Origin of the sequence: Pseudomonas californiensis (assembly GCF_021147775.1) — a bacterium.
Classification (GTDB): Bacteria; Pseudomonadota; Gammaproteobacteria; order Pseudomonadales; family Pseudomonadaceae; genus Aquipseudomonas; species Aquipseudomonas californiensis.
The window spans coordinates 149,027-171,773 of record NZ_JAGTPK010000002.1 but is presented as its reverse complement, the minus strand read 5'-3'; the positions used below and the strand labels follow the sequence as shown (position 1 = coordinate 171,773).

At 58.7% G+C, this 22,747-nt stretch carries 23 protein-coding genes; all 23 read right to left on the bottom strand.

Annotation, left to right across the window (positions count from 1 at the left end):
• Positions 1-14: 14 nt before the first annotated feature.
• The gene (locus KDX37_RS02900) at positions 15-1,226 is read right to left on the bottom strand and encodes an O-succinylhomoserine sulfhydrylase (RefSeq protein WP_231651176.1); all 1,212 of its coding nucleotides are present in this window, start codon (positions 1,224-1,226) and stop codon (positions 15-17) included.
• Positions 1,227-1,246: 20 nt separating this feature from the next.
• Positions 1,247-2,755, bottom strand: coding sequence for an amidophosphoribosyltransferase (purF, locus tag KDX37_RS02895; protein ID WP_231651175.1), 1,509 nt, complete (start codon positions 2,753-2,755; stop codon positions 1,247-1,249).
• Between the two features lie 12 nt (positions 2,756-2,767).
• A complete protein-coding gene (locus tag KDX37_RS02890) occupies positions 2,768-3,355 on the bottom strand; it encodes a CvpA family protein (RefSeq protein ID WP_231651174.1) in 588 nt (195 codons plus the stop codon).
• A 117-nt stretch (positions 3,356-3,472) separates the two neighbouring features.
• On the bottom strand, positions 3,473-4,147 hold the full coding sequence (locus tag KDX37_RS02885; RefSeq protein WP_231651173.1) for an SPOR domain-containing protein: 675 nt from the start codon (positions 4,145-4,147) through the stop codon (positions 3,473-3,475).
• The gene (gene folC / locus KDX37_RS02880; RefSeq protein ID WP_231651172.1) at positions 4,131-5,435 is read right to left on the bottom strand and encodes a bifunctional tetrahydrofolate synthase/dihydrofolate synthase; all 1,305 of its coding nucleotides are present in this window, start codon (positions 5,433-5,435) and stop codon (positions 4,131-4,133) included. The genes KDX37_RS02885 and folC overlap by 17 nt, the downstream gene beginning before the upstream one ends.
• Positions 5,432-6,352: an acetyl-CoA carboxylase, carboxyltransferase subunit beta gene (gene accD / locus KDX37_RS02875; RefSeq protein WP_231651171.1), complete on the bottom strand. Its 921-nt coding sequence runs from the start codon at positions 6,350-6,352 to the stop codon at positions 5,432-5,434. The genes folC and accD overlap by 4 nt, the downstream gene beginning before the upstream one ends.
• 248 nt (positions 6,353-6,600) lie before the next feature.
• Positions 6,601-7,221, bottom strand: a complete 621-nt coding sequence (locus KDX37_RS02870) for a phosphoribosylanthranilate isomerase (protein ID WP_231651170.1) — start codon at positions 7,219-7,221, stop codon at positions 6,601-6,603.
• A gap of 66 nt (positions 7,222-7,287) precedes the next feature.
• Positions 7,288-8,106 carry a tRNA pseudouridine(38-40) synthase TruA gene (truA, locus tag KDX37_RS02865; RefSeq protein WP_231651319.1) on the bottom strand — a complete coding sequence of 273 codons (819 nt, stop codon included), beginning with the start codon at positions 8,104-8,106 and terminating at the stop codon, positions 7,288-7,290.
• 156 nt (positions 8,107-8,262) lie between these two features.
• A complete protein-coding gene (locus KDX37_RS02860; protein ID WP_231651169.1) occupies positions 8,263-11,118 on the bottom strand; it encodes a FimV/HubP family polar landmark protein in 2,856 nt (951 codons plus the stop codon).
• Positions 11,119-11,227: 109 nt separating this feature from the next.
• The gene (locus KDX37_RS02855) at positions 11,228-12,241 is read right to left on the bottom strand and encodes an aspartate-semialdehyde dehydrogenase (RefSeq protein WP_231651168.1); all 1,014 of its coding nucleotides are present in this window, start codon (positions 12,239-12,241) and stop codon (positions 11,228-11,230) included.
• An 85-nt stretch (positions 12,242-12,326) separates the two neighbouring features.
• The gene (locus KDX37_RS02850) at positions 12,327-12,887 is read right to left on the bottom strand and encodes a DUF1285 domain-containing protein (RefSeq protein ID WP_231651167.1); all 561 of its coding nucleotides are present in this window, start codon (positions 12,885-12,887) and stop codon (positions 12,327-12,329) included.
• Positions 12,888-12,896: 9 nt separating this feature from the next.
• Positions 12,897-13,499: a DUF4823 domain-containing protein gene (locus KDX37_RS02845; RefSeq protein WP_231651166.1), complete on the bottom strand. Its 603-nt coding sequence runs from the start codon at positions 13,497-13,499 to the stop codon at positions 12,897-12,899.
• A 124-nt stretch (positions 13,500-13,623) separates the two neighbouring features.
• Positions 13,624-14,286: a TetR/AcrR family transcriptional regulator gene (locus KDX37_RS02840; protein ID WP_231651165.1), complete on the bottom strand. Its 663-nt coding sequence runs from the start codon at positions 14,284-14,286 to the stop codon at positions 13,624-13,626.
• A gap of 161 nt (positions 14,287-14,447) precedes the next feature.
• Positions 14,448-15,101 carry a LysE family translocator gene (locus KDX37_RS02835; protein ID WP_231651164.1) on the bottom strand — a complete coding sequence of 218 codons (654 nt, stop codon included), beginning with the start codon at positions 15,099-15,101 and terminating at the stop codon, positions 14,448-14,450.
• A 348-nt stretch (positions 15,102-15,449) separates the two neighbouring features.
• Positions 15,450-16,235, bottom strand: a complete 786-nt coding sequence (locus KDX37_RS02830; RefSeq protein ID WP_231651163.1) for a TatD family hydrolase — start codon at positions 16,233-16,235, stop codon at positions 15,450-15,452.
• Positions 16,236-16,248: 13 nt separating this feature from the next.
• Positions 16,249-16,605 (bottom strand): PilZ domain-containing protein, encoded by a 357-nt coding sequence (locus KDX37_RS02825; protein ID WP_231651162.1) that lies wholly within the window; start codon positions 16,603-16,605, stop codon positions 16,249-16,251.
• Positions 16,606-16,639: 34 nt separating this feature from the next.
• Entirely contained in the window at positions 16,640-17,626 is a 987-nt protein-coding gene (locus KDX37_RS02820) for a DNA polymerase III subunit delta' (RefSeq protein ID WP_231651161.1), read from the bottom strand.
• Positions 17,619-18,251 (bottom strand): dTMP kinase, encoded by a 633-nt coding sequence (gene tmk, locus KDX37_RS02815; protein ID WP_231651160.1) that lies wholly within the window; start codon positions 18,249-18,251, stop codon positions 17,619-17,621. Before tmk ends, KDX37_RS02820 begins: the two co-directional genes overlap by 8 nt.
• Positions 18,252-18,270: 19 nt before the next feature.
• A complete protein-coding gene (gene mltG, locus KDX37_RS02810) occupies positions 18,271-19,398 on the bottom strand; it encodes an endolytic transglycosylase MltG (RefSeq protein ID WP_231651159.1) in 1,128 nt (375 codons plus the stop codon).
• Between the two features lie 3 nt (positions 19,399-19,401).
• A complete protein-coding gene (gene pabC / locus KDX37_RS02805) occupies positions 19,402-20,217 on the bottom strand; it encodes an aminodeoxychorismate lyase (RefSeq protein WP_231651158.1) in 816 nt (271 codons plus the stop codon).
• Positions 20,217-21,461, bottom strand: coding sequence for a beta-ketoacyl-ACP synthase II (gene fabF / locus KDX37_RS02800; protein WP_231651157.1), 1,245 nt, complete (start codon positions 21,459-21,461; stop codon positions 20,217-20,219). Before fabF ends, pabC begins: the two co-directional genes overlap by 1 nt.
• Positions 21,462-21,573: 112 nt before the next feature.
• Complete coding sequence (gene acpP / locus KDX37_RS02795) at positions 21,574-21,810, bottom strand: acyl carrier protein (protein ID WP_016973676.1); 237 nt, start codon at positions 21,808-21,810, stop codon at positions 21,574-21,576.
• 189 nt (positions 21,811-21,999) lie between these two features.
• The gene (gene fabG, locus KDX37_RS02790; RefSeq protein ID WP_231651156.1) at positions 22,000-22,743 is read right to left on the bottom strand and encodes a 3-oxoacyl-ACP reductase FabG; all 744 of its coding nucleotides are present in this window, start codon (positions 22,741-22,743) and stop codon (positions 22,000-22,002) included.
• Positions 22,744-22,747: the final 4 nt, after the last annotated feature.

Here is a 22,747-nt window from a genome sequence, read left to right as displayed (position 1 = left end):
CGCCCATTCATCACTCACAACGCCGCCAGGCCGCGCGCCAGATCCGCCTGCAGGTCAGCAACGTCTTCCAGACCCACCGCAACCCTGATCAGGCTGTCACGGATCCCCGCCGCTTCACGCTCCTGTGGCGCAAGCCGCCCGTGAGAAGTAGTGCTCGGGTGAGTGATGGTAGTTTTGGTGTCACCCAGGTTGGCGGTGATGGAGATCAGCCGCGTGGCATCGATAAAGCGCCACGCACCGTCCTTGCCACCCCTGACCTCGAAGCTGACAACCGCCCCGAAACCTTTCTGCTGACGCTGGGCCAACTCATGTTGAGGGTGGCTCTTGAGACCGGCGTAGTGAACCTTCTCGATACCGTCCTGCTGCTCCAGCCACTCGGCCAGCGCCTGAGCATTGGCACAGTGTGCACGCATGCGCAGATTCAGGGTTTCGAGGCCCTTGAGGAAGATCCAGGCATTGAACGGGCTGAGCGTCGGCCCGGCCGTGCGCAGAAAACCCACCACTTCTTTCATCTGCTCGCTACGACCGGCAACCACACCCCCCATGCAACGGCCCTGGCCGTCGATGAACTTGGTGGCCGAATGCACGACAATGTCAGCGCCCAGCAGCAATGGCTGCTGCAAGGCTGGCGTGCAGAAGCAGTTGTCGACGATCAGCATCGCGCCTTTGGCGTGAGCGATTTCTGACAAGGCAGCGATGTCCACCAGTTCAGCGAGCGGATTGGAAGGCGACTCGACAAACAACATCTTTGTGCTGGATTTGATGGCGGCGTTCCAACCGTCCAGATCGGCCAGCGGCACGTAGTCCACTTCGATACCGAAACGCTTGAAATACTTGTCGAACAGGCTGATGGTCGAACCGAACACGCTGCGCGACACCAGCACGTGATCACCGGCGCTGCACAGGCTCATGACCACAGCCAGGGTTGCCGCCATGCCCGTGGCAGTAGCGACAGCCTGTTCGGCACCCTCGAGTGCGGCGATACGCTCTTCGAAAGAGCGCACCGTCGGGTTGGTGTAGCGCGAGTAGACGTTGCCCGGCACTTCGCCCGCGAAACGCGCGGCCGCATCGGCGGCCGTGCGGAACACGTAGCTGGAGGTGAAGAACATCGGATCGCCATGCTCGCCTTCAGGCGTGCGGTGTTGCCCGGCACGTACGGCGAGAGTATCGAAACCCACGCCTTCGAGGTCGCTGTCCAGCCGACCTGCATCCCATTCCTGAGTCATGCCGCTACTCCTGATCCAGATTAATTGTTGTACAGGTCGATGATCGCACTCACTGCCTGGGTCTTGACCTTGGAGGCGTCATTGCGCGCCTGCTCGATCTTGTTCAGGTAATGTTCGTCGATATCACCGGTCACGTACTTGCCGTCGAAGACCGAGCAATCGAAGTTGTCGATCTTGATCTTCTTGCTGCCGCTGACCGCTTCGATCAGGTCATTCAAGTCCTGATAGACCAGCCAGTCGGCGCCGATGAGGTCGGCAACGTCCTGGGTGGAACGGTTATGGGCAATCAGCTCATGAGCACTCGGCATGTCGATGCCGTAGACGTTGGGGTAACGTACCGCAGGTGCCGCCGAACAGAAGTAGACATTCTTGGCACCGGCTTCGCGCGCCATTTGAATGATCTGCTTGCAGGTCGTGCCGCGTACGATCGAGTCATCAACCAGCATCACGTTCTTGCCGCGGAACTCAAGCTCGATGGCATTGAGCTTCTGGCGCACGGACTTCTTGCGTGCAGCCTGGCCCGGCATGATGAACGTACGGCCGATGTAACGGTTCTTGACGAAGCCTTCACGAAACTTGACGCCCAGGTGGTTGGCCAGCTCCAGGGCCGCTGTGCGGCTGGTATCCGGAATAGGAATAACCACGTCGATGTCGTGATCCGGACGCTCGCGCAGGATCTTGTCGGCGAGCTTTTCACCCATGCGCAGACGCGCCTTGTACACCGAGATGCCATCGATGATCGAATCGGGACGTGCGAGATACACGTGCTCGAAAATGCACGGGGCGTACTTGGGGTTGGTCGCACACTGACGGGTATGCAGCTTGCCGTCTTCAGTGATGTAGACCGCCTCGCCCGGTGCCAGGTCGCGAATCAGCGTGAAGCCGAGAACATCCAGCGATACGCTTTCGGAAGCGATCATGTACTCGACGCCTTCGTCGGTGTGACGCTGGCCGAAGACGATAGGACGAATGGCGTCCGGGTCGCGGAAACCGACAATGCCGTAACCGGTGATCATCGCCACGACGGCATAGCCGCCACGGCAACGGTTATGCACGTCGGTGACTGCCGCGAAGATATCTTCTTCGGTCGGCTGCAACTTGCCGCGCACTGCCAGCTCGTGGGCGAAGACGTTCAGCAACACTTCCGAATCGGAATTGGTGTTGACATGGCGCAAGTCAGATTCGTAGATCTCCTTGGCCAACTGCTCGACGTTGGTGAGGTTACCGTTGTGCGCCAACGTGATGCCATAAGGCGAGTTGACGTAGAAAGGCTGCGCTTCGGCCGATGTCGAGCTGCCCGCAGTCGGATACCGCACATGGCCAATGCCCATGTGCCCGACCAGGCGCTGCATGTGACGCTGATGAAACACGTCACGCACTAATCCATTGTCCTTGCGCAGAAACAACCGGCCATCGTGGCTGGTTACGATACCGGCAGCGTCCTGGCCGCGGTGTTGGAGGACGGTGAGCGCGTCATACAGCGCCTGATTGACGTTCGACTTGCCGACGATACCGACGATGCCACACATGCGACACAACCCCTACTTAGTGGAACTGGATTTACCGAGCACATCCTGCGGTATTGTAGACGGCAGGATCTGCTCCTTGAACGGCAGATCAGCAGGTACGCTGATGCCGCTGGCTAGCCACTTGCTGGACATCCCGAGAATCAGGTTTTTCGACCAGTCAGCGACCATGAGAAATTGCGGTACCAGCCTTGACTGCTGCCACCATTGATCCTGTTGCACCGGCCCCAGACTCAACAGCCCTACCGCTACAACGACAAGCAGGCCTCCGCGCGCCGCGCCAAAGACCATACCCAGAAAACGATCGGTCCCGGAAAGCCCGGTGACGCGAATCAGTTCGCCTATCAGAAAGTTGACCATGGCGCCGACCAGCAAGGTGGCGACAAACAGAATGGTGCAGCTCGCAATCACGCGGGCCGACGGTGTTTCTATGTAGTTGACCAGGTACAGCGACAGCCCCGCGCCAAACATCCAGGCCACGACACCTGCAATGATCCACGTCGTCAACGACAGTGCTTCCTTGACGAAGCCGCGTTTCAGACTGATCAAGGCGGAGATGGCGACAATTCCCAGAATTGCCCAGTCAACCGGAGAAAATGGCACGTTGCAGCCTGCAGACAGATAAGGCGGCGCATTTTAGCAGAGCGCCCGCCTGCCGGTAAGCAGCGATTATCGGCAGGCGGCATTTTCCGCTGAACAGTGCGGCAGAACGCTTGAGGATCAGCCGCGTTCAGGCTGGAAACGTACCACAATGCCCTTGAGCTTTTGCTGTTTGTCCAGCTGATCACGCAGGCGATCAGCCTCGGCACGCTCGATCAACGGTCCTACAAACACGCGGTTTACGCCGTCAGCGGTACGGATGTAGGCGTTGTAGCCCTGCGTACGCAGAGTTTTCTGCAAGTTGTCGGCATTCGCACGATTGGACATGCTCGCCAATTGCACCGACCAACTGACCGACAAGCCATTGGCGTCGACTCCACTGGGGGCAGCCTTGGCAACGGCAGGCGCTGCGGGCGCAGGTGCCGGAGCAGGTGCTGGGGTAGCAACAGGTGCAGCGGGTTTTACCGGCGCCTTGGCTGCAGGTGCTGCGGCAGGTGCAGCCGGTGCAGCCGGTGCACTTTGTACAGCAGGCGCTGGTGCGATCGGCATGGCTGGAGGCTGATTGCCGGCGCTGGCATCATTCTCACCAGGGATAGGCTCAGGCTCTGGAACAGCCACTGGCTCAACCTGAACCTGCTGACTCGCAGGCGCCTGTGGCGCAGCAGGCGCATCAACCTGTACATGCTGCGTCTCGTCCTGACGAGTGAACAGCATGGGAAGGAAGATCACCGCAACGGCGATGAGAACCAGCGCGCCAACCATCCGCTGCTTGAATACGTTATCCAGCAAAGCCATTTGCAGCGTCCTCGCGGGTGGACCGGGCCAACCATTCCAGCGCCTCGGCCACACAATAAAAAGATCCGAACAGCAGAATTTCGTCATCGGGCATTGCATGCGCGCACTGAGCTTCCAGCGCCAGCGCGATGCTCTGGTAGGACTTCACATTCGCGCCAAGGTTCTGTAGCACCGAATGCAGCTCGGTCGCCGGTCGGCTGCGGGAGGTCGGCAGCGGCGCTACTGCCCAGTCCTGAATACTGGAAACCAGCTCGCGGACGACCCCGTCGAGATCCTTGTCGGACAGAAGACCGAACACAGCGAGACGTTTGCCAGCCACCGGCCGCTGCGCCATGCGCCGGGCCAGAAACTGCGCCGCGTGCGGGTTGTGACCAACATCGAGCAACAGGTTCAGCCTCTTGCCATGCCAGTTGACGATGCGTCGATCCAGCCGGCCCGTGAGCCGGGTCTGAGCCAGCGCATGACTGATGACCTCAGGCTGCATCGGATAGCCCAGCAACGCAAACGCCTGAAGCGCAAGGGCTGCGTTTTCCATGGGCAGATCCAGCAACGGCAAGCCGCGCAACTCGATCACCTCACCATGGGCAGTCCCGCGCCAATCCCAGGCCTGCTGACCCACCGAAAAATCAAAATCGCGGCCGCGCAGCAACAAAGGACTGCCCAACTCCTGTGCCTTGGCCAGAAGAGGCTCTGGTGGATCGAGATCACCACACAACGCCGGGCGACCCGCTCGGAAAATACCGGCTTTTTCGAAAGCAACCGATTCGCGTGTGTCTCCGAGCCAGTCGGCATGGTCCAGACCAATGCTGGTGACCAGCGCAAAATCGGCATCGATCAGGTTCACCGCGTCAAGACGACCACCCAGGCCGACCTCCAGTACCACAGCATCAAGCTGGGCCTGCTCGAAGAGCCAGAACGCCGCAAGGGTGCCCATTTCGAAATACGTGAGAGTGGTGTCACCCCTCGCGGACTCGACGGCCGCAAATGCATCGCACAACTGGAGGTCAGTCGCCTCGACGCCCTGCACTTTCACCCGCTCGTTGTAATTGAGAAGGTGCGGCGAGCTGTACACACCGACTTTCAGACCCTGGGACTGCAACAGTGCGGCAACAAAGGCGCAGGTCGAGCCCTTGCCGTTGGTGCCCGTTACTGTAATGACGCGGCGCGCTGGCCGCGTCAGGCCCAACTGCTGCGCTACCTGACGTGAACGATCCAGACCCATGTCAATGGCGGATGGATGAAGCTGTTCCAGATAGGCAAGCCAGTCGCTCAGAGTCGAAAGGGTCATACCGAGGCTGGAGCCGGCGGTACGATGATCGGCTCGACGACCGGTGCAACAAACTTTGGTGTCGGCAGGTTCATCATCTGGGCCAGCAGATTGCCCAGGCGCGGACGCAGCTCGCTGCGTGAAACGATCATGTCGATTGCGCCGTGATCCAGCAGGAATTCGCTGCGCTGGAAACCTTCAGGGAGTTTTTCGCGAACGGTCTGCTCGATGACGCGAGGACCGGCAAAACCGATCAATGCTTTGGGCTCGGCAACAATCACGTCACCCAGCATCGCAAGACTGGCAGATACACCACCGTAGACCGGGTCGGTCAACACGGAAATGAACGGCAGCCCTTCTTCACGCAGGCGGGCCAGCACAGCAGAGGTCTTGGCCATCTGCATCAGCGAGATGAGCGCTTCCTGCATTCGCGCACCACCGGATGCAGCAAAGCAGATCATCGGGCAGCGATTTTCCAGCGCATAGTTGGCAGCACGTACAAAACGCTCGCCGACGATTGCGCCCATCGAGCCGCCCATGAACGAGAATTCGAACGCAGACACCACTACCGGCATACCCAGCAGCGTGCCGCTCATGGAAATCAGCGCGTCCTTTTCACCGGTCTGCTTCTGCGCAGCAGTCAGACGGTCCTTGTACTTTTTGCCGTCGCGAAACTTCAGACGGTCCACAGGCTCCAGTTCGACGCCCAGTTCATCGCGACCTTCGGTATCGAGAAAGATATCCAGGCGGGCGCGAGCGCCAATACGCATGTGGTGGTTGCACTTGGGGCAAACATCCAGGGTCTTTTCAAGCTCTGGACGATAGAGCACAGCTTCACAGGACGGGCATTTGTGCCACAGCCCTTCAGGCACTGAGCTTTTCTTGACCTCGGAACGCATGATCGATGGGATCAGTTTGTCTACCAACCAGTTGCTCATGCTTTTTATCTCCAATACCGGTGCGGCTCGAACGCATGGCAACTAAAGGCCAGGCGCATGCCCTTGACTAGATTCGTATGTGTGGCGACGAGAGTTCGACGGTCGGCTTATGGCCTGACCTGCACGCCCTCTGTCACGTTTTTTTCAACGAGAACGATGCGCACTGGCATCGCCCTTCACTCAATTCGACCCGCATGTCTTACGTCGGGGACAGGCTTATGGACGGCGGCCGAACCGCAGCCGTCACATCAGGCACTGTGTACCGCGCTCATGAATGCCCGAATCTTCTCGGGATCCTTGATGCCCTTGCCTCTTTCGACACCACCGCTGACGTCCACCGCGTAAGGCCGAACCTGAGCAATGGCCTGCGCAACGTTGGCCGACGTCAGACCACCCGCCAGTATGACCGGCTTGCAGAGATCTGCGGGGATAAGCGCCCAGTCGAAGGTTTCACCCGTACCGCCCGGCACGCCCTCGACATAGGTGTCCAGCAGAATGCCACGCGCATTGCGATAGGCCCTGCAGGCCTGATTGATATCGTCGCCCGCCTTTACACGCAATGCTTTTATGTAGGGTCGATGATAGCCGTCACAGTCGTCCGGTGTTTCGTCACCGTGAAACTGCAGCATATCCAGCGCAACGGCATCCAGCGTTTCGTTCAGCTCGCAACGACTGGCATTGACGAAGAGCCCGACCGTGGTGATGAAAGGCGGCAACGCGGCAATGATTTCGCGCGCCTGATGAACAGTGACGGCACGGGGGCTTTTGGGATAGAACACCAGCCCGATGGCATCGGCACCCGCCTCGGCGGCAGCCAGGGCATCTTCTATGCGGGTAATCCCGCAGATCTTGCTGCGAACGGCTGACATGTAGTGAAAACCTCAGACCTTTCGGAAAGTCCCGGATGTTAGCAAATGCTCGTCAGGCCGTCAGCGTCAAACTTCAGCGAAGCCTGTAAGAAAATGCGGACCAATGTAGCGCTCCGGCAGTGGGAACTGCTCGCGGTACTCGACCTGAACCAGATACAGACCATAGGGATGGGCGGTGACGCCCCCGGTACGACGGACGCGACTTTCCAGAACATCCTTCGCCCACTCGACTGGGCGCTCACCGGCACCGATCGTCATCAGGACGCCGGCAATGTTGCGGACCATGTGATGCAGAAAAGCGTTGGCGCGCACGTCGATCACGATCATCTTGCCGTGACGACTCACCCGCAGGTGATGCAGTTGTTTGACCGGCGACTTGGCCTGACACTGCCCGGCGCGAAACGCACTGAAATCGTGAGTCCCCACCAGATGCTGCGCGGCCTCGGCCATACGCTCCACATCCAGCGGGCGATGATTCCAGGTGATTTCCTGATTCAGGTGCGCCGGACGTATCTGGTCGTTATAGATCACGTACCGATACCGGCGGGCGATGGCCTTGAAACGCGCATGAAAATCAGCGGGCATGACTTTCGCCCACGTCACGCTGATGTCGTGCGGCAGATTGATATTGGCACCCATGACCCATGCCTTGAGCGAGCGCTCGGCCTGGGTATCAAAGTGCACCACCTGACCACACGCATGCACACCTGCGTCGGTACGCCCGGCGCACATCAGCGACACAGGTGAATCGGCGACTTTGGACAGCGCATTTTCAAGGGTTTCCTGCACAGTCAATACGCCGGAAGCCTGTCGCTGCCAGCCGCAATAGCGTGACCCCTTGTACTCCACGCCCAGCGCGATCCGGGAAAAGCCCTCGGCCGCCATCTCTCCAACCGGGTTATCAATATTCGCCAAGGTGCTACAGCCTGTCGGTTTGCGAAAAGGCGGCCATTATACGGCCGCGAAAAAAAGACGCCACACGCACGGCACCAAATGCAGACGGCCGCATAAGCGGCCGTCTGTGGTGCAGCGCAAGCAGGATCAGGCAAGGCGCGAGAGCATTTCCCGTGCTTCTCTCTTCTGGCCGTCGTCACCCTCAGTGACCACTTCATCAAGGATGTCCCGAGCACCGTCGGCATCGCCCATATCGATGTAAGCACGCGCCAGATCCAGCTTGGTCGCTGCTTCATCAGTACCGGCCATGAAGTCGAAATCAGGCTCATCATCCAGCGCCATGGCATCTTCTGCGGTGAACCGGGGTTCATCGAGCGGCGGATGTTCAAGGTTCTGCGACAGGCGATCCAACTCGGCGTTGACGTCATCGATCTCGGTGGCGAACGCCTGGCTTGCCTGATCAGACTCGATCTCGTCGGCCAGTGAAAGGTCAAAATCCTCGGGCAACTCAAGGTCATCAGCAATGACCGGCGGCGTAGCGGGCGTCACCGGTGCAACGGGCTCGTCGTTCAGCCCCAACAGGAAGTCGTCTTCGTTCTTGAGCGCCGAATCCTCTTCGGACAAGTCCAGATCGAAATCGGCGAGATCGTCAGAAGTGGAAGCAGCACGCGCGGCTTCCTGTTGCTGCATGATCGACTCAAAGCTCAGTTCGTCATCGGTGGACACCGCCGATACCGACGGCTCATCAAGCAACAGATCATCGACATTATCAACCGTCGATACACCCGCCGGCGCAGGCTCATCGAACTCATCAAGGCTCAGATCAAAGTCATGGTCGAATGCATCAGCGTCAAGCTCTGGCTCTGGCTCTGGTTCAACGACTGCCGGACTGACGGCTACAACTTCAGGTTCAGCAACGGGCTCTGACTGCTTAATGTCATCGGCCAGCAGCTCCTCAACGTACTTGGCATCAAGCTGTGCTGCCAAGGCCGCAGCACTGGCTGCAGCGGCCGCAATTGCTACGGTTGCCGCGACAGGTGCAGCCACTGAAGCAGGTGCAGCATCAACCACGGGCTTCGTAACAACAGGGGGCACAACAACCGGAGGCACAGTGTTCTGGGTCGAGTGTTGATCTTTTAGCTGCTCGCCCTCAGCTTCAAGCTTTCCCGCGGCCACCAACTTGCGTTCGTGAGCGGCGTAAGCCTTGTTGTTGCCCTGTTCTGCGTAGATTTCCATCAGCTTCAGACGAATGTCGTCACGCTTCGGATCGTCCTTGACCGACTCTTCCAGCAGTTCGACTGCCTGATTCATGCGCCCGTAAGCGATATGAATTTCAGCCTGCACCAGAGGGTCGGCTGAACGCTCGCGGGAAGCGGCTGCAGCGGCTGCACCAGCGGCACCCATACGTGCATTCGGTGGCGGAACATCAAGCCCGTCGAAGCTTGCAGGAGGGGCATTCATGTCCATGTCAGAATTGAATTCAGACTCTTCAGCCAGAGCACGCGCCATCCGACGGTGCTTCTCGGCTTCGGCCTTGGCCGCACGGCGACGAGCCAGAAACAACAGCAGCAGCGCCAGAATCAACAATACCGCGCCGCCGATCAGGCCTAGCAATATCGGGTTATTGAGGATCTTCTGCAACTGATCCTCTTCTTCAGGAGCAGCAACCGGCTCGACAGCCAATGGTTGTTCAGCCGCGGGAGTGGCGACTTGAGCGGCACCGGCAGGCAGTGCGTCCTCAGGGGCGATCTCGCCGGCCGGTTTCACCGGCGCACCGTTGGCATCGACCAGCGAAGCCGGCACAGCGGCATTGGCCGCTGTCACAGGCGGTGTCGCTGGAGTGGCAGCAGGTGTGGCAGGCGGAACCGCAGCCCCACCGGCCTGCATTTTCGCCAACTGGCCATTTTTGAGTTCGATCAGACGTTGCAGCTTGTCGAGCTGACTTTGCAGGTCGTTCATGCGGCTTTTCAGCTCGGCATTGTCACGACGCGAAGTGTCGAGTGCTTCCTGAGCCACTGAAAGCTTGTTGCTCAGGTCGCTGTCGCCCGCAGCGCCTTTGGCGGCTGGCTTGCCGCTGGCCGATACGAGACTCAGGTTATCGGCCGTATCCACTTTGGAAGGCGCGGCACCTGCCCGATCACGGCGTGTTGCGTCTACCTGACGCGTGCCGGCCGGGAGACGACGGCCTTCGCGCCATGCGCTGTACTGACGCGAAACCTCCGCCACCGCCTGCGGCTGAGGCAGCGCTGTGGTCTGCTGAGGGGACGGCAGGCGCAACACCTGACCTTTCTTCAGCCGGTTGATATTGCCCGCGATAAATGCGTCCGGGTTGAGCGCCTGAATCGCCAGCATGGTCTGCTGAACGGTTCCGCCCGTGCGAACTTTCGTGGCAATTTCCCACAATGTGTCGTTGTTGCCCGTCACGTACTGAGCCTGCTTGTCTGCAGCAGGCGGCGGCAAGGCTGCCTCGGGCGCGGCAGGGGCCGTTGGCGCAGGCGCTGCTGGCGTCGCGACGTCGGTCGGCGGCGCTATGGTCGCAGGCTGAGCAGGTGCTCCGGCAGATGGGACAGGCGCTGCGGCCGCCGCTGCAGCCTCAGGGGAAAACTTGGGTGGATCCAGAAGCAGACTGTACTCGCGCAGCAGGCGCCCGTTCGGCCACAGCACCTGAACCAGGAATTTCACGTATGGCTCACGCACCGGCTTGGTGGAGGTTATGCGCAGCACGCTTCTGCCGCTGGCATTGATCACCGGGGTAAAGCTCAGATCATTGAGAAACGCCTGACGGGTGATACCCGCCTGTGCGAAGTCAGCCGTGGTGGCAAGACTGGGCACAACTTGCGCAGCATTGACGCCCTGTGCATCCGTCAACTCGATCTCGGCTACCAGTGGCTGATTCAGGGTCGACTTGACAGACAATTCCCCGAGCCCCAACGCCTGCGCCATACCCGATGACAGCGCCGAAGCCGCAGCAATTGCTAATACCAGTTTACGAACCTGAACCATAGCCCATCCCTTGTTTAAAGATTCTCCGAGGTGCGGAGAGGTAGTCCTGCAGTTGGGTGTAAGGCGTATCGCCGCTAGAACAATTATTCAAATTGTTGCCAAGTATCTTTTACACATAGTCTTTTATCAACAATTCGCCAACCTGCACAGCATTGAGCGCAGCGCCCTTGCGCACGTTGTCTGACGTAATCCACAGATTGAGTTGTTCAGAATCGGCAACTCCTGCCCGGACACGTCCTACATAAACCACGTCCTGACCTACAGCATCACCGACCGGTGTCGGGTAGTCCCCAGCGTCAACAAGCTCTATACCTGGCGCTGCTTCAAGCGCAGCGTTTACTGCTGCCAGGTCCACAGGCGCGGAAAGTTGCAGCGATACAGTGAAGCTGTCGCCAAAGAAAACCGGCACTTGAATGCAACTCGCGGACACTTTCAAAGACGGCAGTGCCAGCAACTCACGCAGCTCTTCGACCAGGCGCTTTTCCAGAGGAAGATGGCCGGATGCGTCCGGCGTACCGACCTGAGCGAGCACGTTGAATGCCATCTGACGATCAAAAAAGCGGGTTTCCAGCGGACGAACGTTCAACAGTTCAGTGGTCTGACGTGCCAACTCACTGACCCCTTCGCGACCGAGACTGGACACGGCCAGACATGCCGTCACCGCAACACTGTTGATTTCAAGCAGTGCGCGCAAAGGGGCCAGAGTCAAGGCAACTGCGGTCGCCGAGGCGCTGGGAACGGACACCAATCGCAAGGGACCTGTGCTGGAAGTCAGTTGCTCGGCATTGATTTCCGGCACCACATTGGGCGCCTGCTCAGGCGAAAAAGTGCCTGACAGGTCGATCACCGCGCAGCCTGCGGCCGATGCACGCTCGAAGAAGCTACGGGTAATGGCGGGACCCGCAGCAAAAAAGGCCAGTTTGACTTTGCTGAAGTCAAATTCGTCGACCTCACGCACACGCACGTTCTTGCCCCGGAAAGGTACCGAATGGCCCGCCGATTCGATACTGGCCAACAAATGCAGGTTACCCACTGGAAAATCACGTTCTTCCAGGATCTGGACAATGGTTTCGCCGACAGTACCGGTCGCGCCGACTACGGCGATATCAATGGACTGACTCATGCAAAAACCTCAGGAAAATCAGGGAGCGGCACTTTAACCGCCGAACTGCCGACAGGCAATTGACCCTATCGAATACTCAACTGCCTCAAGGCTCAAGACCCACGGGAAAGAACACCCCATGGCTCCAGACACCCAACCAGCGTTGCCCGTCGATTTCGCGGGAGACCGAGAGCTCGACCAGCTGGTAAAACACATTGCGATGAATAAGCGCTTCGAGATTGGCCCGCACATGAACATAAGGCGCAGGCTCCTGAGTTTCGGGATCAATCAGAACTCGCAAAGCGTGATCGGGCCCGGCCTCAGTTGTGTCGTCGACGTTGGTCGAGAAGCGTAGCACCTGAGCCTCACCCTGCCCTTCAACGTCGAGCGTCACCGCGACGAAGGGCGCGTCATCGACCTTGATACCGACCTTTTCAACCGGGGTAATCAGAAAGTAATCGTCGCCGTCACGGCGCATGATGGTCGAGAACAAGCGCACCATCGGCTTACGGCCGATGGGCGTGCCCTGGTAGAACCACGTGCCATCCCGGGCGATACGCATGTCGATATCGCCGCAGAACTCGGGGTTCCATAAATGAACAGGCGGCAAACCTTTGGTCTTCGGAATCTGTGCAAACAGATCATTGGCCTTGCCTGAATCGGTCATGCCTTACTCCTAGCGCTCTACACCCAACAAGGTGCGAGCGTAGTCCTCAAGAGGCGGACCTAGCAAATCTTCAGGGCTTGTATCGTAAAGCGTCAGCAATCCGCCACGACTGCGAATCCGGGCGCTGTCTATCAAATAGCGTGTGCTGGTTTCGATCAACATCAGCTGAATAACGCCACTGTCAATGCCCAGACGGTCGACCGCTTCCTGATCCGACCATTGATCACCGTTGCCGATACGGTCATCCGCCTTGGCGAACCGAGTGTAGAGCAGATAGTGAGCGCCCGCGCTCCTGGCTTCGATCATTGCCTCGTCCAGGCCCAGCGGTGCAGGCGCGCGACGAACCATGGGAAAGTATTCGATAAAACCCTTGAAGGCCTCTTCAGCCACAACGTTGGGCCGCGGGTAGGCGTTGCCCGGCGGCACGAAGGCGCCTTGGGCGATGAAGATGAAGGAGTCGGGCTGCACGCGCCAGTTGGCAGTGCGACGGGTCTGACTGTGATCAAGCAGCCCTGCGTCGCTGAACTGCTCGCGAACGCCCTCACCCATATCGCTGACTTTCATACAGCCACTCAGCGCTATCAACGCCAGCAGCAGAACCAGGCTACGCATCATTCACTCCCAAATACCGGTGACGGAAAACCGGCGAATGGTCGTCAGATGCAGCTTCCGCGCCATTTTTGACGGATGCGCATCCAGAGCTCTGCACAATCAGGTGAATGGCCCTGAAAACGGGTCAATCGACTACCGGATCTGGCTTCACGTCCGGATGAGGGTCAGTGTCACGCTTGCGCTTGTTGCCCATGCGCACACCGATATCCATGAGGAAATGGAAGAAGCCTTCCTGATCCTCAAGCACGTTGCTCCAGAACGGCGAGTGGTACAGCGCAACCGCGCCATGCACCAGCGCCCACGCCGCGCAGTAGTGATAATAAGGCGGCACGTCTTCGAGCTTTCCTTCGTTGATGCGCCCTTTGATCAGCAGCGTCAGGTGCTCGAAGTTCGAGGCGCGGATCTTGTGCAACTCCTCGACCAGCTCAGGGACCTGATTGCCCTTGACCACCTTTTCTTCCAGGCGATCGAACAGGCGGTAGCGCTGCGGATCGCGCATGCGAAATTCAAAGTACGCCCGTGAAAGCGCTTCCTTGTCCTTGTCGACATCGGCGGAATGCAGCAGCTCATTCAAATCGCGCTCATAGTCGAGCATGAGGCGCAGGTAGATCTCCGCCTTGGACTTGAAGTGCTTGTAGATCGTGCCTTTGCCTATGCCAACGGCGTCCGCGATCATCTCGACAGTGACGCTGTCTTCGCCCTGATCAAGAAACAGCTTTAGCGCGGTGTCGAGAATTTCCTGCTCACGGCGGCGAAACTCACGGACCTTACGAGATTCTTTCTGCATAAGAAGGTCTGGTCGGGATCGAAATCGAAGCCGCGTATTATGCCCAATTTGCGCTGAAATGCACGGATCATCCGACCATATTGCAGGTTACGGATGGATAAGTGTCTGTTTGCAAATCGGTGCCTGGCCCAACGCAACGTCGACACCCCCGGCCTGCGGGGTCAAAGCCGCACAGCCCCGGGCAAAGGACCGACAAACTCCAGATAACCGGTCACGACTACGTATATCGTGAAATAGGCAAAGATCAGTGCTGAAGCAACGTAAGCCCACCTCAGCATACGCTCACCCATTAACCTTCCACCCTGGTGCGCCAGCGCGCAGAGACTGACGGACCAGACAACGCCCGCTGCAACGAAACCGGCAAGAAAGGTAGAAGCGCTGGCGACATCGGAACCTTGCCGGGCAATCAGTGCGCCCCCAACGGCGGCAAACCAGAGAATGGCGCTGGGCGAAGACATCGCCAGAAAAATCCCGCGCCCGAATAAGGCAAAATTGGTTCGCCCCCATTGCACATCCTGCGTCTCGATACCTGACCTGACGGCGACCGCACTCATTACCATCCGCAAGCAGAACCAGGCCAGTATTGCGGAGCCTCCCAGCCAGAGCACGTAACGCACCGCTTCATACTGCAAAAGCACAGCCATGCCGAGCATGGCCAGGATGGCGTAAGCCAGGTCGCCAACGCAGGTTCCCAATCCTAGCCAAAGGCCTTTGGCAAAGCCGCGCTGCATGGAGAGCGTGATCATCGCGATATTGGCCAGACCAATGTCCAGGCAAAGCGAAAGACTCAACAGAAAACCGTTGGAAAACTCCACCTTGAAACCTCGCAACTGTCGACACGTCCCTGAAAAGCTGCTTGGGCATCAGACACTGATTTTTAATGAATGCATGGAATAACAGCTTCGCCGTCCTTGGCCAATGCGATCTCAAGAAACGATTTGGTATTCCAAAACTGTTTAAAAAACAACCAAAACTCACTGGACGCTGGCAGATACTGGACAATAATTAAGCCGTTGGCGCGTCATATCCCCCAAGTGGCGCACCAATGGAGGCACCAATGGATGGTGTGCCTTTGTTGTACTCCTAATGGTCTTGACCCGGCTTCACCCCCCCCAGAATCCGGGTTTTTTTTTGCCTGCGATTTATGCGCTTCGAAAGAGCGCTCAGCGCCGAAGATGCGCCAACGGGAAAAGACGGGCGAAGTTATCAGTGGTCTGCTCCGCGAAGCGCTCGTATGACTCACCGCGCAGCATGGCCAGAAACTCGGCCACTTCACGCACGTACTGCGGCAGATTTGGCTTGCCGCGGTAAGGAATCGGCGCCAGATACGGAGAATCGGTTTCAACCAGCAGGCGGTCGGCAGGCACCTGACGCGCCACGTCACGTAATGCATCGGCGTTGCGGAACGTCACGATGCCGGAGAGCGAGATGTAAAAGCCCAGGTCCAGTGCCGCCTTGGCCATGTCCCAGTCTTCGGTGAAACAATGCAGCACACCCGCCTGAGGCAATGCCGCTTCACGCAGCAGGTCCAGGGTGTCGGCACGCGCCCCCCGGGTGTGCACGATAACCGGCTTGCCGGTCACAGTAGCGGCTTGCAGATGCAGCCGGAACGACGCCTGCTGAAGCTCGGCCGCTTCAGGCTCGTAGTGATAATCCAGACCGGTTTCGCCGATGGCGACTACGCGTGGATGATCCAGCTCGGTCAACAGCCACTCAAGAGCAGGTGCCTCGCCAGGCTTCAGGTCGAGCGGATGAATGCCAACCGAACAGTCGACATCGTCGTAGCGCTCCGCCAGCGACTTGACGGCTCCGGCGTTATCGGCGCTTACGCCGATGCACAGAAAATGTCCGACACCTCTGCCTCGCGCGGCATCGAGGGCGGCATCGAGAGAGCCATCGTGCTGGGTCAGATCAAGTCGGTCGAGGTGGCAGTGAGAATCTACGAGCATGGATTGAGAACAACTACATCGTGTGGGTGGGACGATCGGACTTCAGTGCGCCGACCAGATAGGTTTCGATCAGATTACGGGCGACGTTGTCACCATCGTTGAACTGCACGCCTACGCCTGCGGCACGATTACCTTGGGCGCCCTTTGGGGTGATCCAGGTCACTCGACCTGTCACGGGGACCTTTTCAGGCTCGTCCATCAGGTTGAGCAGCATGAACACTTCATCACCCAGCTTGTAGTGCTTGCTGGTGGGTATGAACAGCCCGCCGTTTCTGATGAATGGCATATAGGCGGCGTACAGCACGGCTTTGTCCTTGATTGTCAGGGACAGGATTCCGTTTCGTGGACCGGTATTCAGCGGCAAGCTCATGACAACACCTCTACGGTTACGAATGTTCCAGAGTTTACGCCTGTCCCGGCAAACCTGCCCACTGGACCAACAGGGCTTCGAGCAAAAGCACCCGATTGAGATTGGCCTTGGACATGACCTTCTGACGCTGCGCCAGGCTCCAGTCCTGAATTTCCAGCACCTTGGCACGTGATGATTTCTGAGCCAGGTACTGCACGACCTTGCGCATATCAGCCAGACCAAGGCCGTCTTCATCCTCGGTGAGCTGATAGCGCAGGATCAAGTGCGACCAATTGCAGAACCAGTCGAACAGCAACAACAGCGGAATATCTTTCCAGCTTTCGGCCAGTTGCGTCGGCGACTGCTGCTGTTTGAGCAGCTTCTTGACACCCTCAACAACCTGCGCCCGTTGCTCTCGAACCCCTTGGGCATTCAAGGTCACGGCCGCCAGAGGAGAACCCGCCGCCAGCGTCAATAGTTCCTGGCGTTCCTGCTCGGTGCAATCGGGCAACGCACTGTCCAGCCAGGCCAGGCTCATCTGCTCGCTGGGTAGCGGGCACGCCTGCTGTACGCAGCGGCTTTTGACCGTTGGCAACAGTCGACTCGGCTGATGACTGACCAGCAAGAGCACGGTATTGCCCGACGGTTCTTCCAGGCTTTTCAGCAAAGCGTTTGCGGCGTTGATGTTCATGGCCTCTACAGGCTCGATGAGCACCACCTTGCGCCCACCCATCTGTGAAGTCTGAACCACAAAACTGACCAGATCACGAACCTGATCAACCTTGATCGGTTTGTCCGGCTCCTCGGGCTCCAACACGTAGTTGTCCGGGTGACTGCCCGCTACCAGCAGCAAACATGATTTGCACTGACCGCAAGCATCAAGCCCATCGAGCTTCTGGCAAAGCAGATTGGCCATGAGGCGTTCGGCGAGGGCGCGTTTGCCGATACCGGCAGGGCCGTGCAACAGATAGGCATGAGCATGCTGGGCACGCCCGGCCATCTGCTGCCAGAGATCCTGCTGCCATGGGTAGGCGTCAGCCACGGCGCAGCTCCAGCAATTGGGGCAGCAAGGTGTCGAGAGACGCCTGCACCTGATCCAGCGTTTGCGAGGCATCGACCAGTCGGTAGCGTGCAGGCTCGGCCGCTGCGCGCGCCAGATACGTGCTGCGAACGGCGTCAAAAAACGCCCGGCCTTCCTGCTCGAAGCGGTCCAGCCTGCCACGTGCGGCAGCCCTCGCCAGCCCGACCTCAACCGGGAGGTCGAACACCAGCGTCAGGTCCGGACGCAGAGCGCCTTGAACGAATTGCTCAAGCGTCGCGATGCGCTCGCTCGACAAACCGCGTCCGCCGCCCTGATACGCGTACGTCGCGTCCGTGAAGCGATCACACAAAACAACTTCACCGCGTTCCAGCGCGGGCCGGATAACCTCGGCCAGATGCTGTGCGCGAGCCGCGAACACCAGTAACAGCTCGGTATCAGCGCTCATCGCTTCGTCACTGGGGGTCAGCAGGAGCTCACGAATACGCTCGGCCAGTGGCGTACCGCCAGGCTCGCGTGTGAGCAGTATCGGAACACCCTGCGCCCGTAATTGTGCGGCCAGGTAGTCACGATTGGTACTCTTGCCAGCACCTTCCGGACCTTCGAGAGTGATAAACAAGCCAGTCACAGGCATTCCTTAATCTTGTTCATTGCGAGCCTGAGCCAGCGGGTGGCCCATCGGCGGCGGGCGCTGTCCCGGACTCCTGAAGGGTCGATTCAGGTGCCGGCGCGGGTGCGGTCAAAGGCGCAGGGCTGGAGCGGTAATCTGCGCGGCGCTTGATCTGGTATTCACGCACCGCAGCGTTGTGTGCATCCAGATCGTTGGAGAACACGTGACTGCCGTCGCCCTTGGCCACGAAGTACAGGCTGCTGCCCTCGACAGGGTTGAGCGCTGCATGGATCGCTTCACGCCCCACCAGCGAAATCGGGGTAGGCGGTAGCCCGGCAATGACATAGGTATTGTAGGGCGTGGCCTCTTTCAGATTGGCCCGGGTCAATTTGCCATTGTAACGCTCACCCATGCCATAGATGACAGTCGGGTCCGTCTGCAACAGCATGCCCAGCTTGAGGCGTCGCACAAACACACCAGCAATCTGCCCGCGCTCCTGAGGCACGCCGGTTTCCTTCTCGACGAGCGACGCCATGATCAACGCCTGATATGGATCGGCATACGGCGCATCCGCTGCGCGGGAGGCCCACTCTTCGTCGAGTACCTGCTCAAGGCGGTCATAGGACTGCTTGAGCAATTCAACATCGCTCATCCCGCGCACATAACGGTAGGTGTCTGGAAAAAAACGGCCTTCAGGAAATACGTCCGGATGGCCAATCCGGGCCATCAGCTCCTTGTCGCTCAAGCCGGTCAGTTCCTGATCAAGCTTGATCTGCTTGGCGAGTGCTGCACGCACCTGCCGGAAATTCCAGCCTTCAACCAGCGTCAGGCTATATTGCACAACTTCCTTGCGCTTCCAGACATCGAACAGGGCTTCAACGTCCATACCCGGTGTCATACGGTATTCACCGCTGTGCAGTGGCTGGCCGGAAAGGTTGAAGCGCCAGTAGAGGCGCAACCAGAACGCATCCTTGATGACGCCGTCAGCCTGAAGACGGTTGAGGACGCCGGTGGGCGTGGAGCCAGCGGGCACATCCAGTAATTGCTCCTGAGCCACTTCAAGCGGCTGGTTCAGGGCCTGGTACTGCTTCCAATAGGCAAAACCCAACGTCAGGCCTGCCAGGACAATAGCGGTTTCCAGCAATACCAATAATTTTCGGATCACGAATCAAATATCCAGAAGGGTGCGAGCGATGCCTTGCAGTTCACGGGTCAGCGAGCCGGCAGACCAGTTGAACTCAGCAAAGCCCCGAACAGGCCAAATACCATAAACACTGTTGCACACGAATACTTCGTCAGCCAGCGCCAGGTCGGTCGGATGCAAATCACGGATATCGACAGCGACACCCAGATTTCGTGCCTGATCCAGCAGCTCGGCGCGCATGACCCCTGCGACGCCGCAACGGCTCAGATCAGCTGTCACCAGCCCACCGTCAATGACGAGAAACAGGTTGCTGTAGACCGCCTCGATCAAGCGCCCGGAAGTGTCGCACATCAGCCCTTCGGCATGCTCGCTGTCCTGCCACTCCGAACGGGCGAGCACTTGCTCGAGGCGATTCAAATGCTTCATACCTGCCAGCAGCGGCTGCTCGGCCAGACGGGTTGTACAGGCAAACAGACGAACCCCCTGCAGGGCATGCGAAGCCGGATAAACAGGCAACGGGCCGCCCTGCAGGATTCGTCTGGATTGCGTGTCGGGGGCGGGGCCATAACCGCGCTGGCTATCGCCACGGGTCACGATCAGCTTCATGACACCACTGGCGAGCTCAGCGGCAAAGCGGGTCATTTCAGCGCGAACGACATCCAGGTCCAGCGCAATTGCCAGACGCTGGCAACTGGCATCGAGACGTTGCAGATGACGCTCGAAAAGCAACGGCAGCCCTGCCTTGACTGCAACGGTTTCAAATACCCCGTCGCCATAGGCAAGGCCCCTGTCCCGGAGGGACAGCGCATCGGCAGGACGGCCGTCAATCCAGCTGAGCATTAATCGGCGAGCCGACGGAACACCAGTGAGCCGTTGGTACCGCCAAATCCGAAGGAGTTGGACAGTACGACATCAATCGGCATGCGACGAGCTTCGTGCGGCACGAAATCGAGGTCACAGCCGTCGCTCGGCTCATCGAGGTTGATAGTCGGCGGAGCGACCTGATCGACCAGAGCCAGCACGCTGAAAATCGCCTCTACCGCACCAGCTGCACCCAACAGGTGCCCTGTCATCGACTTGGTGGAGCTCACGGCCAGTTTGTAGGCGTGATCACCGAACACCGTCTTGATCGCCGACGCTTCCGCCAGATCGCCTGCTGGCGTCGACGTGCCGTGTGCGTTGATGTACTGGACCTGATCAGGGTTGACCTTGGCGTCACGCAGTGCATTGACGATGCAACGCGCAGCGCCTGCACCATCATCTGGTGGCGAGGTCATGTGAAACGCGTCGCCACTCATGCCAAAGCCAACCAGCTCGGCATAAATGGTCGCGCCACGCGCCCTGGCGTGTTCCAGCTCTTCCAGAACCATTGCGCCAGCGCCATCGGACAGCACGAAGCCGTCGCGCCCTTTGTCCCACGGACGGCTGGCCCGGGCCGGATCGTCATTACGGGTCGACAAGGCACGTGCGGCACCAAAACCGCCCAGGCCAAGACCGCAGGCTGCCATTTCGGCACCGCCGGCAATCATGACGTCAGCTTCGTCATAGGCGATGTTGCGCGCCGCCATGCCGATACAGTGCGTGGCGGTCGTACACGCCGTTGCAATGGCGTAGTTGGGTCCCTGTGCGCCCAAGTGGATGGACAGGAAACCGGAAATCATGTTGATGATCGAGCCTGGCACGAAAAACGGCGAAATCCGTCCCGGCCCTTGCTCATGCAGCAAACGGCTGCTGTTTTCGATGTTGGTCAGGCCACCAATGCCCGAACCCATGGCAACGCCAATGCGTTCACGGTTCGCGTCGGTGACTTCAAGACCTGCGTTGCGCACAGCCTGAAAACTGGCAGCAAGGCCGTATTGAATAAAGAGATCGAGCCGGCGCGCTTCTTTGGGCGCCAGGTATTCCTCGACATTGAACCCCTTGACCGAGCCGCCGAAACGGGTGGTGAAGGCCGACAGGTCCGTGTGTTCGATAAGGCCAATGCCACTGCGGCCCGCCAGAATGCCTTGCCAACTGCTGGGTACATCATTGCCCAGTGGCGAAAGCATGCCCATCCCGGTGACCACGACGCGTCTACGCGACACAGGACTCTCCTTCTCTCTCGTTAACGGAACATCACAACGTCTTTAAAGAAAAAACCGCACGCCGGTTAAAGCAGTGCGGTTTTCCCGTGACAGCAAGCAGCGATTACAAATCTTAAGCCTGATGGGCTGTGACGTAATCGATAGCAGCTTGAACGGTAGTGATCTTTTCCGCTTCTTCGTCAGGAATTTCGGTCTCGAATTCCTCTTCCAGAGCCATTACCAGCTCAACGGTGTCCAGGGAGTCAGCGCCCAGGTCTTCAACAAAAGAAGCGGAGTTGGTGACCTCTTCTTCCTTGACGCCAAGTTGCTCGGCAACGATTTTCTTGACGCGCTCTTCGATGGTGCTCATACCTAGTTTTAACTCCTAGTGGAAATATTCAGGCATCTGGCCAGAGGGTAAGTGTATAGAAGAGGTTTTACGAATTTCAAGCATAACGCTCTCCTCCTACCCAATCGGTCCTTTGCCCATTAATAGATTGCAGCTTTATAACGGATTTTAGACAGCTCGTATGACATTTTTTTGAAACAGGTCGTCACATCAGCTCATGTACATGCCGCCGTTAACAGGGATTGTGGCCCCGGTAACGTACCCTGCGCCTTCAGACGCCAAAAAGGAAACCACATTCGCGATCTCCTGCGCCTGCCCCAGGCGACCCAAGGGAATCTGGGTAATCAGGGACTGACGCTGCGCTTCCGGCAGCTCACGCGTCATATCGGTATCGATAAAGCCCGGCGCCACCGAGTTCACGGTCACCGCACGCGAACCCACTTCGCGGGCAAGGGCACGGCTGAAACCTTCCAGCCCGGCTTTCGCGGAAGCATAGTTTACTTGACCAGCGTTGCCCATGGCACCCACAACGGAACCAATGCTGATGATGCGACCCCAACGCGCCTTGGTCATGCCGCGCAGAACACCTTTGGAAAGGCGGAACAGACTGTTCAGATTGGTGTTGACCACGTCATACCATTCGTCGTCTTTCATGCGCATCATCAGGTTGTCACGGGTGATGCCAGCATTGTTGACCAGGATCAAAGGCGCGCCAACACGCTCCTGAATGGTGGCCAGAACCGCGTCGACAGACTCGGCGCTGCACACATCAAGCATCAGGCCGAAACCTTCGATGCCGTTTTCCTTGAACGCGGCGCTGATGCGCTCGGCACCGGACTCGGACGTCGCCGTTCCCACGACCACAGCGCCATTGCGCCCTAACTCCAGGGCAATGGCTTGGCCAATACCACGACTGGCACCAGTCACCAGTGCAACTTTACCTTGCAGGCTCATGCAG